The organism is Nonomuraea helvata (assembly GCF_039535785.1).
In the GTDB taxonomy this organism is placed as follows: domain Bacteria; phylum Actinomycetota; class Actinomycetes; order Streptosporangiales; family Streptosporangiaceae; genus Nonomuraea; species Nonomuraea helvata.
In genome coordinates this window covers 520724-534239 of the sequence record NZ_BAAAXV010000001.1, presented here as the reverse complement: position 1 = coordinate 534239, position 13516 = coordinate 520724, and the positions used below count along the sequence as shown (strand labels likewise).

The window sequence follows — 13516 nt, the reverse complement described above, 5'->3', positions numbered from 1 at the left end:
GAGCGGCTCCCTTCAAGATCCTCGACAGCGAGTCACGGATCCCGTTCTCCCGTCACCAGCGTCCATGGTCAGTACAGCCAGGTCAGCGCGATGGCTCCCAGCCGCGCGGGGGCGGTGGGCAGGCCCGGGCGGGCGGAAGCCGACACTGCCGGGAACGGCTTCCGCCCGTGGAGGGCGCCCCTCCGGAGCCATGGCGGGCGCCGCTCCGGGAGTCAGCGTGGCCGGTTCGCCGAGCGGACCGGGCGAACCGGGGATCGGTTCATCCCGAACATCGCGCCGAGCCCGAGGAGCAAGGTGATCACGCCGGTCACCACGTTGCTCCAGATCGTCCCCGTGGTGGCCACGTTGCCGCTGACGACCCAGGGAGAGATGATCGTCCACACGCCGATCAGAGGCGTGATCCAGGCGATGCCGTGAGTCCGCTCCGATGCCGAGGCGAGCCCGAGTGCCAGCATCGCGACCGCGATTCCGACGATCAGATTGTTCGCGGCCAGTGTCGTGAAGCCGTTGAACCCGACGACCCACGGAGAGATCGCGAGATAGAGCCCGGCCAGGAACGTCAGACCGGTGACCGCCCTGAGCGTCGGGGCCTCCGCGGCGAGCTCGTATTTGGCCCGCAGCTCCATGATGTCGGGGTGCATCCCCATTGTCTCGCCAGCCATGTCTTCCACCACCTTCGCGCATGCGCGGGCATGCGTCCCTGAGGTTGTGACATCGGCGGCCGTGGATGGTGGCGGCCCCAGAACCGTACTCTCTCGTCCGGCCGCCCGATATATACCACTTACTGTGATATTATCACATTAAGAGGTTTTTGGTATGGGGCGACGATCCGAACGGCTGACCGCGCGCGACTACGCGAACCTCCTCTCGTTCCGGGTCGGGCTGCGCCGCTTCCTGCGGTGGAGCGAAGAGCGGGCGGCCGAAGTGGGCCTCACCTCGACTCAGCACCAGCTCCTGCTGGCCATCCGCGGACATGCCGACCCGCGCGGGCCCACTATCGGAGAGGTCGCCGACTACCTGTGCACCCGGCATCACAGCGCCGTACAGCTGGTCGATCGCGTGGAACGGCTCGGGCTGATCAGCCGCAACCGCGGAGGGGTCAGGGACCGGCGGGAAGTACGCCTGACCCTGACCGAGGCGGGCCACGCGAAGCTGGCCCTGCTCGGCGCCGCCCATCTGGAGGAGCTCCAGCGGATGGCTCCCATGATCAACACGCTGGTCGATTCGGCGGCCGGATGTCATGCCGCCGGTTGCCTGCACTGAGCCGGGCATACGGCGGGCGCATGCGATGCGCCCGCCGTGGCCGTGAAGGAGTCAGCAGGTGGAGTTCGTCTGCGTCAGCAGGCCCAGGCGCCAGGGCAGGGAGTTGTAGTCGCCGCCGGCGCTGGGGTTCAGGCCCTGGTAGAGGTAGCGCATGTTGCAGGGGCTGATGGTCAGGGTCTGGTCATAGCCGTCGCGGATCATCTCGCCGTGGCTGATGTCCTTGGTCCACGCGGTGCCGTCGAAGGTGACGTTGCCGGCCCGGGCGAACGGGTTGCTCTCGGTGGCCGCCAGCGGCGTCCACGACCCGCCGATGCCGGTCGACGTCCAGGAGCGGAAGTAGCGCCTGCCGTCGCCGCCGATCGCCTCCACCAGCATGAGGTACTGGTTCGTGCCCTTGACCTTGTAGACGTTGGACGCCTCGAACAGGTTGTTCTTGTTGGAGTCCTGCATGGCGATGACCGGCTGGGAGAAGCCGTTGGGGAAGTTCGCCACGGTCGTCTGCGAGCGGTACAGGTGGCCGTTGTCGTCGGAGGAGAACAGGTAGCAGTTGACGTTGTCGCAGATCACCCACATGTCGACCCAGTAGCCGTTGCCGATGTTCTGCCGGATGATGTCGGGCATGCCGGAGTAGAAGTGCTGCGGCGCGCTCCAGGAGCGGGGGTTGCTGATGTCGGTGGTGGTGGAGTACGACGCGTTGCCGGTCTGGTAGACCAGGTACCACTTGTTCTGCGGAGCGAAGTAGAACACCTCCGGCGCCGCCCGGTAGCCGGTCCCGATGCCGCTCTGGTCGAGGTAGTACTGCGGGGCCGAGGCCGCCTGTGACCAGTCGGTGAAGTTCGTGTAGACCAGGTTGTAGCCCGAGGAGTTGGCGGTGCTGGCGAACACGTGCCACTTGCCGTTGTAGTAGACCACCGACGGGTCCTTGATGCCCGCGACGTTATGGGTGGCGTCCGACTTCGGGGCGATCAGCTGGCCGCTGGAGCTCCACCGGAAGCTCGAAGGAAGCGTCCCGGTGCCACCCGTCGGAGTCGGAGTCGGGGTCGGCGTCGGCGTGGGAGTCGGGGTGGGCTCGCCGGGGCTGCCGGTGCAGGCCACGCCGTTCAGCGAGAACGCGGTGGGCGCCGGGTTGGAGCCGCTCCAGGAGCCGTTGAAGCCGAAGGAGACGGTGCCGCCGGAGGGGATGGCGGCGTTGTAGCTGACATTGCTCACCGTCACCGACGAACCCGACTGGGAGACGGTGCCGTTCCAGAGCTGGGTGATCTGCTGGCCGGCGCCGAAGGACCAGGACAGCCGCCAGCCGTTGACCGCGTCGCCCAGGTTGTTGATGGTGACGTTGGCGCTGAAGCCGCTGTTCCACTGGGAGCCGACGGCGTAGTCGACCCGGCACGCGAGGGCGGCCTGCGCGCCCTGCGCGTTCAGCAGCCCGGCCGCCGCGATCAGCATGAGGGGAACCGCGGTGATCGCGAGCCGCCGGCGGAGGGCCCGCCGACCGGGTGAGGACGCTTCGGGCGGCCGGGAGGCGGTCGCACGAGATCGCCAGGGTAGGCGCATTGGTCGCTCCTTTTCGTCGGGTACGCCCTGAGCAATGGGGCATGACGGGCCCAGCAAGCTGTTATCGCTGGTGATGCTCTGAGATCCTGGCCAGCTCCAGGTGACCGTCCAGCCGTTGATCGCCGAGCCGCCGGCGGACAGCCGCAGGGTCGCGTCGAACGCGGCTGAGCGGCCGTTGGCCTGCACGGTCACGGTCAGCGTGGTGCCGTCCCATGCCTTGAACGGATCGGGCAGCTCCGGGAGCGATCCGGAGGCGGGCAGCGATGACGGCAGGGAGGTGCAGCCTGCCCAACGTGACCTCCTTTTCCAGGAGGGCCAAGTCTGGAAAACCCCCCGAAAGGAGTCAATATTGCTCCGAAATATTCGTCGCCCTTGACGGTCGGCTCTTAGCTGATTTCCGCAGGTTATGCAGGTAAAGAGCAGAACCGGATGCGCCGAAAGTTTCGGATGTAGAGGTGAAATTTACATCCGCTCACCCGCGAAGCGGGGGCAGGGTGTCCTGCCCCCGCTTCGGCGGTCACTTCACGAGATAGGCGTCGGAGAAGGTCTGCTGGACGGAGTTGCCGTCCCTGTCCTTCGCCTCGACCTTGATCGAGATGCTGCCCGGGCCCTTGGGGTTGAGCACGAGCACCTTGCCGCCGGGCAGCACGGCGGCCTGCGTCCAGTGCGCGCCCTTGTCACCCGAGATCCAGACGCCCCGGAGCGACGGAGACCTGCCGCCCTCGAGGTCGACGGTGAAGGCGAACGGCCTGCCGCCCTGGACCGTGTCGTTCTCCGGCAGTCCGAGCTCGTACCTCGGCCGGATCAGCGGTACCTGGGCGCAGGGCTGCTTGTCCTCCCACAGCACGGTGTCCAGGCAGGCGTAAGGGGAATTGTCGCCCGTCGGGCGGGCAGAGCGGAACGTCCAGGCGGTCTCGACGCTGGAGCCGGAGTGCTTCCCGGGGAACGCGTCCTTCCACGAGTCCGTCAGCCGGTACGTGCCCGACCCGGCGGGGACGGTGTAGTAGGGCACGCCCAGGTCGTCGTACTCCGGCTTGACCTCGGCGGAGCCGCTGAACAGGCGGATCTCCTCGGTCCCCGGGGCGCCCTGGTACACGTGGCTCGGGTCGGAGGCGTCGGAGTAGTACCCGAAGCCGACCGGGCTGAGCGCGCGCAGCCGCAGCCGGTCACCCTGGCGGCAGCCGTCGCAGTAGAGGGTCGGGCTGAACCAGTCCGGCAGGACCGAGCCGGTCGTCAGCTGCGCGGGCACGATGGCCTCGTTCCAGTCCTCCCGCTCGTGGGTGGCGCGGGTGAACCTCCGGGAGGAGGTCGCGTAGCGCGAGCCGTAGGTGGCGGGGTCGAGGAACACGTACTCGCGCTCCCACAGCACGTCCCGGCCGGGCGAGTTGTAGTACTCGGTCCTCGCCACGGGCCCGGCGAAGCCGTGCGAACCGCGGACACTGAGGCGCTGCTCGTTCGTGTAGGTGTGGTTGACCTCGGTGAAGTTCGTCTTCGGCCCCCACGTGCCCGCCTCCGGCGGGAACTGCGCGTGGTAGGTGGTGTCGATCTCGGTGAGGTCGCGGGCCTTCGGAGCGAAGTTCAGGCGGCCCGCCGTGGTGCCCTTCACGTAATAGGCCAGCTTGTACTCGAACGGGGTGTCAGGCGTAGCGTGCAGAGCGGCGCTCGGGTACGGCTTGCGGGCCAGGGCCTTGCCGAGCAGGTCGGCCTCGCCGCTGTCGATCCACAGCACTGGGATCTTGTTCTGTGCCGTGTAGTGCGAGTCGCTGAGCAGCCAGGCGAACCGGTCACTGGTGACCACGCCCGCGGCTCCGGCCTTGATGGCCAGCTCCATGTCGGCCAGGAAGAGCTGGAGCGAGTCCCTGGCCGGGAGGTAGACGAGCTTGCCACGCGTGTCCGCGCCGCCACGCATGTCGTCGCCCGTGGTCAGGCTCAGGCGCCTGTCGGCGGTGAACTTCGGCACCAGCGGGTCGTGATCGCTGACGTAGTGGGGGTTGAGCTGGAGCCCCGGCACGGTCAGCTCGACCTCGGGCGCGCGGCGGATCTGGTCGAACAGCATCGTGGAGGTGCCCACCGTGGGCGCCTTCCGCACCCGTGAGACCCAGTATCTGCCCGTGTTGACCGGCTCGTAGCTGAGCAGCGACGCGCCGGCGTACAGCCGGCCCGAGGCGGTCGTGCGGGCGGTCATCACGTTCATGAACACCGGCTCCGACCTGCGCGGCGTGCTCACCTGGATCGGCTCGACATCGGTCGCGTCCAAGGTCACCGTGGTGTCGCCGTCGAGCTTGATCTCGGGGGCGAGCAGCAGGGCGTCCTGGATCTGCCGGTCGGGCTTGGTGAACCACCAGGGCATGTCGCCGATGGAGTAGACGCCGCCGTGGGCGAGCTTGAGCTCGGTCTCCAGCGTGCCGGGCGTGTCAGTGGTCCGCCAGTTCTCGGTGGACACGGCCATCGGCTCGCCCTCGAGGAGCGAGTCGGTGTCGCTGACCCGGACGGAGGACAGGATGCCCGGATTGATGGTCCATTCCGGCTTGCCGATGAGCCTGACGCGCACGGTGTCCATCTTGGCCCCCTTGTGCAGGGCGATGGGCGCCGTCAGCCGGGCCGTGCCCGCGGTGGCCGTTACGCGGCCCTCGTACCAGCCGGGGTCGCCGAGCGTGGGCTCGATGGTGAGGTCGGCGCTCGCCGTGCCGCCCGCGGGGACCGTCAGCGACGACGGGGTGAGCGTGGCCATCCCCGCCGGCGGCTGGGCGTCGCCGCGCTTCAGCGTCAAGGACAGGGCCAGCGTGACGGGCTCCTTGCCGGTGTTGCGGAAGGTCACCTTCCTGGCCAGCGTCTGGCCGGTGTACGGGTCGCTGAACCCCGCGTACACCGTCGCCAGGTCGGCGAAGACCTGCTGGGTGACGGCCCGCCCGATGTCGAGACGGCCCGCGCCCTGGTCGTAGGCCGCGGCGTCGCCCGGCTGCGCGGTGCCCGTCAGCGCGGTCTTGAGCTGCTCGGGCGTCCAGTCGGGGTGCTGTGCGGCGAGGATGCCCGCGGCGGCCGCCACGTGCGGCGTGGCCATCGAGGTGCCGGACGCCGCGGTGTAGTGGTCGTCGATCGGTCCGCCGCCCGGGACGCTGCTGCCGGCTCCCAGGGAGGTGCCCGCCGCGCGGGCCGCGATGATGTTCACGCCGGGCGCGGTGATCTCCGGCTTGATCGCGAAGTCGTCGCTCAGGCGCGGGCCGCGGCTGGAGAACGAAGCGATCTTGTCGGACGAGTCGACCGCGCCGACGGTGAGCGCCGAGGTAGCCGCGCCGGGGGAGGCGACGGTGTACCGGCCGGGGCCCGCGTTGCCCGCCGCGACCACGAAGAGCGTGCCGTAGGCGGCGGTCAGCTCGTTGGCCGCCTGGCTCAGCGGGTCGGTGCCGTCGGTCGGGGTGCTGCTGCCCAGGCTCATGTTGACCACCCGGGCGTGCTCGGTGGCCGCCTGCCACTGCATCGCCGCGATGATCTCGGAGTTGCTGCCGCTGCCCGTGTCGTCCAGCGCCTTGGCGATGGTCAGCCGGGCGCCGGGGGCGACGCCCTTGTACTTGCCGTTCGAGGCGGCGCCGCTGCCCGCGATGGTGGAGGCCACGTGGGTGCCGTGACCGACGCGGTCGGTGACCTCGTCGGGGTTGCCGCCGCCCGGGCTGCCCGCCGGGACGAAGTTACGGGCCGCGGTGACCCTGCCCTGCAGGTCGGGGTGCGCGCTGTCGATGCCGGTGTCGATGACGCCCACCGTGGCGCCCGTGCCGTCGTACCCGGCAGCCCAGGCCGTGGGGGCGCCGACCTGCGGGTTGCTGACGTCGTCGAGCGCCTTGACCTTGCCGTCGAGCCACACCTTGCGCACGTCGCCCGTCAGCGCCTTGGCGCTCTGCCGGCCTCCGCCGAGTGACTGCCAGAACGTGCCGGCCTGCTTCTTGTCCACCTTGATCGCGGCGCCGTCGATGCTCTCCAGCACCGTCGGCTCCGCGCCGCCCTTCAGCGACCTGGCCTTGCCCGCCAGGTCGGCGGCCTTGGTCTGGGACTGGTACTGGACGATGAGCGGGATCTGCGCGGCCTTGGCGTCGCCGTACCCGTTGGCCGCCAGGTAGTCGACGTTGAACAGCTCCTTGTCCAGCAGGCCCTTGCTGACGTAAGGCCCGGCGTCAGCGGGGATCACGTAGTAGCCGTGCTCGTCCTGCTCGGCCTGGTACGTCCGCGCCTCCCGGCCGTCGCCGGGCTCCAGGGTGACCGACGCGCGGCCCGCGCCGTCCTTCGCGTACGTGACGGTGTCCCCGGTGATCAGCGTGATCCTGACCGGCGGAGTACCGGTTACCGGCGCGTTCGCCTTGGTGGCCGTCGTCGTCGCGGCCGTCACCGTGGTCGTCGCTGTGGCCGCTTCTGGGACCGCGGCGAGCGGTACGGCGAGCACGGCCGCGAATAACGCGACCAGTCTGCGGCGCCGGGGGGTGGACAGCATGCACACACCTTTCTTCAGACAGGGGAAACGCCCGTCATCGTCGCGCGCGCGATGAGATCGTTTCCTCGCTGACCTAATCTGGGATTGAGTCAGGGCACAAGTCCGCCGAACGGGCCAAAACCCGCCAGGTGGCGGTAACCCGCCATCCCCGTCACCGGGAGAAAGGCTGTCGCCGATGCTCGAAGCGATCGGCCTGTCACCGGCCGAGAGCCGTCTGTATGCGACGCTCGTCGAGAACCCGCGCTCGTCCGCCGCCGAACTCGCCACGCACTGCGGCGTCTCCGCGCTCCTGGCGGCCCGCACGCTCGCGGCCTTCGCGCGGCGCGGACTGGCCAGCAGGCTGCCGGGCCGCCGCGCCCGTTACGTCGCCGTCGCCCCCGACATCGCCATCAGGCCGCTGCTCACCCGCCAGGAGGAGGAGCTCCACCAGGTGCGGCAGGCGATCCACGAGCTCACCACGTCGTTCCACCTGGCCTCCCGCTACGCGACGCATCCGGCCGAGCAGGTCGAGGTCGTCACGGGGACGGACAACATCATCAGCAGGGCGTACGCGCTGCAGGACAGCGCGCAGACCATGTTCCGCAACATCGACAAGCCCCCGTACGTCATGCACGGTCACGCCGACAACGTCGAGCGCGAGCGGCGGATGCTCAAGTCGGGCATCGACTACCGCAGCGTGTACGACCTCGAGTCCCTGGCGATCCCCGGCAAGATGCGGCTCATCCAGGACGCCATGGCACGCGGCGAGAAGGCCCGCGTGGTCGCCGGGGCGGCGGCCAAGATGTGGATCGCCGACGACTCGCTCGCGCTGATCCCCATTCGCAACGGGGCGTACTCCATCGACGCGGCGTTCATCCTGCACCAGTCCGCCCTGCTCGACGCGCTGATCGCGCTGTTCGAGCTGGAGTGGCGGCGGGGGTTCCCGTTACGCGCGGCAGCCCGGCCCGCCGCCGCCCCCGATGAGCCCGACGAGCTGACCAGGGATCTGCTGGTGCTGCTCGCGGGCGGCCTGACGGACGAGGCAATCGCGCGGGCGCTGGGGCTCGGGCTGCGTACGGTGCAGCGCCGCATCCACGCCGTCATGCACGACCTGAACGCCGTCACCCGCTTCCAGGCGGGGTTGGCCGCCCGGGAACGCGGCTGGATCTAGACAGATGGGAAGCCGCCCGCCTGCTGGTCAGGACTTGACCAGTTCCTTACCGACGCCCGTGCGGACCCGGATCTAGCCTTGAATGGAGGGACAAGACCATGATCATCAATATCGTGCTCGGACTGATCGTCTTGATCACCATCTGGCTGGCGGTCGCCAGCGTCAGGGTCGTCAACCAGGTCGAACGTGGCGTGGTCTTCCGCTTCGGCAAGGTCCAGCGGGAGATCCGTCAGCCAGGGCTCACCTTCCTCATCCCGGTCGTGGACCGGATGAAGAAGGTGAACGTGCAGATCATCACTATGCCGGTGCCCACGCAGGAGGGCATCACCCGCGACAACGTCTCCGTACAGGTCGACGCCGTCGCCTACTTCCGGGTCGAGGAGCCGCTGCGGGCGGCCATCGCGGTGCAGAACTATCTGTTCGCGATCGAACAGGTGGCGCAGACCTCACTGCGCTCGATCATCGGCAAGAGCGATCTGGACGACCTGCTCTCCAACCGCGAGGAGCTGAACAGGGGCCTGGCCCTGATGATCGACAGCCCCGCGCTGGGCTGGGGCATCCACATCGACCGCGTGGAGATCAAGGATGTCCATCTTCCCGACCCCATGAAGCGATCCATCGCCCGCCAGGCCGAGGCCGAACGGGAGCGCAGGGCCCGGGTGATCACCGCGGAGGGAGAGTTCCAGGCGGCGCGGAAGCTCGCCGACGCCTCGGCCATCATGACCGAGACTCCTGGCGCGCTCCAGCTGCGCCTGCTGCAGACCGTGGTGGAGGTGGCGGCGGAGAAGACGTCCACGCTGGTCATGCCGCTGCCCGTGGAGCTGCTGCGCTTCTTCGAACGTTCAGGAGGGGCCGCCCAGGCCGGTGAGCAGGCCGCCGGTCCCTCGGAGCGGAAGCCGGAGGAGCGGCCGGCCGTGACGGACTCGGGCGCGCCTGAGCTGGCCCCGCCGAAGCCGTCCTTCGAGCGTGCCGCCGCGGGGCCGGCGGTGAAGAGCGGCGTATCACGTACCACATAGACGACGGATCGTGCCTATGGGCGCTGATCGGGAACCCTCGGGCAGCACGGCCCCGGCTGCCGCGAGGTAGCTTCGGATCATGGAAAATTCCGGCACGGGCCCCGGCCCCATCACCCCCGACGGATCCCCGGTCGAGTTCTACACGCTCCTGAGCCCCGGCCGCGAGGCCGAGATCGTCGCCCAGGTGACACCGCCCGGCGGATCCGTGCTGGAGCTGGGCGCGGGCGTCGGCAGGGTGACGCACCCGCTCATCGGGCTCGGCTTCGAGGTCGTGGCCGTGGACGAGTCCGCCGAGATGCTCGCCCACGTGCGCGGGGCCACGACGGTCCTGGCGCGGGTGCAGGAGCTCCGGCTGGACCGGCGGTTCGACACGGTCACGCTGGCCTCCCAGCTCGTCAACACGGTGGACGACGCGGCCAGGCGCGAGCTGATCGCGGCCTGCGCGCGGCACGTCAGGCCCGGCGGCGCGGTGCTGATCCAGTGGATGCCCGCCGAGGCGCACGACCGGTGGCAGGTGGGCAGGGGCAGGCAGGACGGCGACATCACGATCACGATGGCGGCCGTGGACGAGGTCGCCCCCGGCCTCTTCCACGCCACGATGCGCTACACGTACGGTGACGACAAGGTGTGGACGCAGTCGTTCGCCTCCAAACGGCTCACCGACGACGACCTGTCAGCCGACCTGGCCGCCGAGGGGCTGAGGCTGGAGCGCTTCGTCACCGAGGACCGCACCTGGGTGCTGGCGGTTCCTGTCTAGATCCGGACAGCGGCGCCTCACGCCGCGGAATCAGCGGGTATGAATAGATCATGACCGCACGGTATGACGGCCAGGCCGAGTGGTACGACGAGTACATCGGGTCCAACGCCGGCGCCACCATCGCCGACCTGGGCGACCTTCTCGGCGCCGGAGAAGGGCTCTGTCTGGACCTGGGCTGCGGCACCGGCCTCTACCTCGAGGCCATCCGCGCCACCGGCCGGACCGTGGTCGGCCTGGACCGCTCCGGCGACCAGCTGCGTCTCGCCCGCAGCAGGGACGGCGCCCCCCTCCTCCAGGGCGACGCGACGGAGTTGCCCTTCGCCGGCGCCACGTTCGACGCCGTCACCGCGCTCTGGATCTCCACCGACATCGGCGACTTCGCCGGGCTGCTGAAGGAGGCGGCGCGAGTCCTGCGCCCGGGCGGGCTGCTGCTGTTCTACGGCGTGCACCCGTGCTTCAACGGCCCGCACATCGAGACCCGCGCGGACGAGGCGGTGATCATCCACCCCACGTACCGGATCAAGGGCTGGCACAAGAGCTCGCCGTGGTGGCGCAAGGGCGGGGTCCGGGACCGGGTCGGGATGAGTCATGTGCCGCTGGCCGACCTGATCAACGCCTTCATCGACGCGGGGCTGGCCATCGAGCGCGTGTACGAGCCCCAGCCCGAGCGCCGGCCGATTCCGTTCGTGCTGGCCGTACGGGCGTTCCGCCGCGACTGAAAGCAGCCGGGGCCTCAGTACGGCGTGGGGTGCCGGGGCGAGTGGCCGGCCGCCTTGAGGGTGTGCAGGACGGGCGCGGTCTCCAGGGCGCTGATCCGGTCCAGCGCGCCGAGCCGGCGGGTGAGATAGCGGTGCAGGCCGGCGGGGGTGGAGCAGAGCGCGTTGGCGAGCAGGTTGGTCTGGCCGGTCGTGGCGGCGACGACGGCGAGCTCGTGGTGGGTGGCGAGGGCGGTCGCGACCTCGTCGAGGTGCGCCGGTGCGACGGTCATCCACAGCAGGGCCTGGGTGGTGACGCCGTACGCGGCGACGTGGACCTCCACGTCGAAGAAGACCAGCTCCCGGGCGCGCAGGTCGGCCAGGCGGCGGGCCACGGTGGCCTGGGACCAGCCGGTCGCGGCGGCCAGCTCGGCGTAGCCGGCCCGGCCGTCGTGGCGCAGGGCGTCGATGAGGCCGTGGTCCGCGGCGGTGAGTGAGGTGGGGCCGGCCGCGGTGTGAGCCTGTGGGGCCAGCTGCTCTCTCTGCCGCTCGTCGAGTGCCTGGAGGCGTCCGTGCCACGCGGTCGGTCCACCCAGGTACGTGTGGAGCAGCAGCTGCGCGGAGACCGCGGTGATCCCGGACGTACGGGGGATGTCGTGCAGCAGCAGCGACCGTGACGGCCGGCTGTCGTGCGGCGCCTGGACGATCGCGAAGATCTCCGTGCCTCCGGAGGCCAGCTTGACCCAGGAGGTGTCGGGCCGCCGGGCCAGCGCGTGGGCCAGTGTCTGCGCGGCGGCGGGTGCGGCGGTGAGCCGGACCGCCCATTGCGCCTGGCCGGTGTGGTCCTGTGCGGGGAGGCCGACGACGCGCAGCCCGGCCTCGGCGCGCAGCCGCCGGTAGCGGCGCGCCACGGTCTGCGTGGACACGCCGAGCACCTCCGCGATCCGGCTGAACGGGGCCCGCCCGTCGATGTGCAGGGCATGGACCAGACCCCGGTCCAGATCATCGAGCATGGTCGCATTCTCTCGTCTGACGGGCTCCGATGGAAGAAATCCTCCAACAGAGCCCGGTGGCTGGAACGCCGGTGCCTCCCGGCCGCACGCTGCTGCCTGAAAACACGAGCCGGCAAAGGAGTCAGCGATGCTCGTACAAGAGGCAGCCGCGACCGCGGTGGCGTATCGGTGGCGGTGGCTCGCCCTGGTCGCGCTGTTGATCGCCGAGGCGATGAACCTGCTGGACGCCACGATCGTGACGGTGGCCGCACCGGTGATCCACAACGATTTCGGCGGCGCCGGATCCGATATCCAGTGGTTCAGCGCCGCCTACACGCTTCCGTTCGCCGTCCTGCTGATCCCCGGCGGGCGTCTCGGGGACCTGGCCGGTCGCAGGCGGATGTTCGCGGCGGGAGTCGCGGCCTTCGCGCTGGCATCCGTGGCGTGCGCGTGCGCCACCGGGCCGGGGATGCTGATCGGCACGCGCGCGATCCAGGGCGCCGCGGCCGCGCTGATCATTCCGCAGACCATCGGACTGATCCGGTCCATGTTCGACGGGGCCGAGCTGGCCAAGGCGATGGGCAGCATAGGGCCGGTGATGGGCCTGGCCGCCATCTGCGGGCCGGTGCTGGGGGCGGTGCTCACCCACGCCGACCTGTTCGGCGCGTCGTGGCGGGCGGCGTTCCTGGTCAACGTCCCGCTCGCCGCCGTCGTCCTGGCCGTCGTTCCGGCGCTGCGGGAGAGCAGATCGTCCCGGCCGGTACGCCTGGACCTGAGCGGCACCGCCCTGGCCATGCTCGGGACCGGCCTGGTCGTCTACCCCCTCATCCAGGGCAACACGGCCGGCTGGCCGGCCTGGAGCTGGGCCGCGCTGGGCGCCGGCGTCGTGGCCCTGGTGGCGTTCGGCCACCAGCAGCGCCGCCGTGCCGGCCGGGGCCGCAGTGCGCTGATCGAGCCGAGCCTGTTCCGCGGCCGGGCCTTTCCCGCCGCGCTGGCGACCTCCACGCTCTTCTTCGCGGCGATGAACGGCCTGACGGTGGTGATCGTCCTGCAGGTGCAGCTCGGCCTGGGCGCCGACGTCCTCGCGGCGGGCCTGACCCTGCTGCCGTGGTCGGCCGCGATGGCCGCCGGCTCCTGGGTCTGCGGCACCCGCCTGTTCCCCAGGTACGGAGCCAGGGTCATGTTCGCGGGACTGGCCGCCCTGCTGGCCGGGGTGATCTGCGCCATCGCCGCCTACCACGCCGCCCGTACCGGCTCCCACGGCTGGGGCCTGCCGGTTGCGCTGGCGCTGGGCGGGCTCGGGAACGGGCTGTTCACCGTCCCGTTCTTCACCACGGCCCTGTCGCGGGTCCGCCTTCACGAGACAGGCTCGGCAGCGGGTCTGCTCAACGCCGTGCAGCAGTTCGGCGGCACGCTCGGCACCGCTCTGCTCGGCACGGCGTTCTTGCACTTCTTCAGTCGTGCGGGCATCACGCCGGGGGTGGCGGCCCTCGACGGGGCCGAGGTGGCGTTCTGGACCGCCGCGGCCCTCATCGTCGCCACCGCCGTCACGGCGGCTCTTATGAACGTCAGGGATAGTCACTAGATTTGACTGTATTAATTGGTGACTATA

10 protein-coding genes are annotated in these 13516 nt (G+C 70.1%); 6 read left to right on the top strand and 4 right to left on the bottom strand.

Annotation, left to right across the window (positions count from 1 at the left end; translation table 11 throughout):
• Nucleotides 1-212: 212 nt before the first annotated feature.
• Nucleotides 213-662, bottom strand: coding sequence for an SPW repeat protein (locus ABD830_RS02360; protein WP_344984592.1), 450 nt, complete (start codon nt 660-662; stop codon nt 213-215).
• Between the two features lie 154 nt (nt 663-816).
• Between ABD830_RS02360 and ABD830_RS02355 the strand changes: the two genes are divergently transcribed.
• A complete protein-coding gene (locus tag ABD830_RS02355; RefSeq protein WP_344984591.1) occupies nt 817-1263 on the top strand; it encodes a MarR family winged helix-turn-helix transcriptional regulator in 447 nt (148 codons plus the stop codon).
• Nucleotides 1264-1314: 51 nt separating this feature from the next.
• On the opposite strand, the gene ABD830_RS02350 is transcribed toward ABD830_RS02355, so the two are convergent.
• Nucleotides 1315-2814, bottom strand: coding sequence for a glycoside hydrolase family 62 protein (locus tag ABD830_RS02350; RefSeq protein WP_344984590.1), 1500 nt, complete (start codon nt 2812-2814; stop codon nt 1315-1317).
• A gap of 517 nt (nt 2815-3331) precedes the next feature.
• A complete protein-coding gene (locus tag ABD830_RS02345) occupies nt 3332-7294 on the bottom strand; it encodes a S8 family peptidase (protein ID WP_344984589.1) in 3963 nt (1320 codons plus the stop codon).
• 175 nt (nt 7295-7469) lie between these two features.
• Between ABD830_RS02345 and ABD830_RS02340 the strand changes: the two genes are divergently transcribed.
• The 4 genes from ABD830_RS02340 (at nt 7470) to ABD830_RS02325 (ending at nt 10936) form a co-directional block, all read left to right on the top strand.
• Nucleotides 7470-8444 (top strand): helix-turn-helix domain-containing protein, encoded by a 975-nt coding sequence (locus tag ABD830_RS02340; protein ID WP_344984588.1) that lies wholly within the window; start codon nt 7470-7472, stop codon nt 8442-8444.
• Between the two features lie 98 nt (nt 8445-8542).
• Nucleotides 8543-9460, top strand: a complete 918-nt coding sequence (locus ABD830_RS02335) for an SPFH domain-containing protein (protein ID WP_344984587.1) — start codon at nt 8543-8545, stop codon at nt 9458-9460.
• A 79-nt stretch (nt 9461-9539) separates the two neighbouring features.
• Nucleotides 9540-10217, top strand: coding sequence for a class I SAM-dependent methyltransferase (locus tag ABD830_RS02330; RefSeq protein WP_344984586.1), 678 nt, complete (start codon nt 9540-9542; stop codon nt 10215-10217).
• Between the two features lie 50 nt (nt 10218-10267).
• Complete coding sequence (locus ABD830_RS02325) at nt 10268-10936, top strand: class I SAM-dependent methyltransferase (RefSeq protein ID WP_344984585.1); 669 nt, start codon at nt 10268-10270, stop codon at nt 10934-10936.
• A 14-nt stretch (nt 10937-10950) separates the two neighbouring features.
• On the opposite strand, the gene ABD830_RS02320 is transcribed toward ABD830_RS02325, so the two are convergent.
• Nucleotides 10951-11925 (bottom strand): Lrp/AsnC family transcriptional regulator, encoded by a 975-nt coding sequence (locus tag ABD830_RS02320; protein WP_344984584.1) that lies wholly within the window; start codon nt 11923-11925, stop codon nt 10951-10953.
• 127 nt (nt 11926-12052) lie between these two features.
• Between ABD830_RS02320 and ABD830_RS02315 the strand changes: the two genes are divergently transcribed.
• On the top strand, nt 12053-13489 hold the full coding sequence (locus ABD830_RS02315) for an MFS transporter (protein WP_344984583.1): 1437 nt from the start codon (nt 12053-12055) through the stop codon (nt 13487-13489).
• Nucleotides 13490-13516 lie beyond the last annotated feature (27 nt).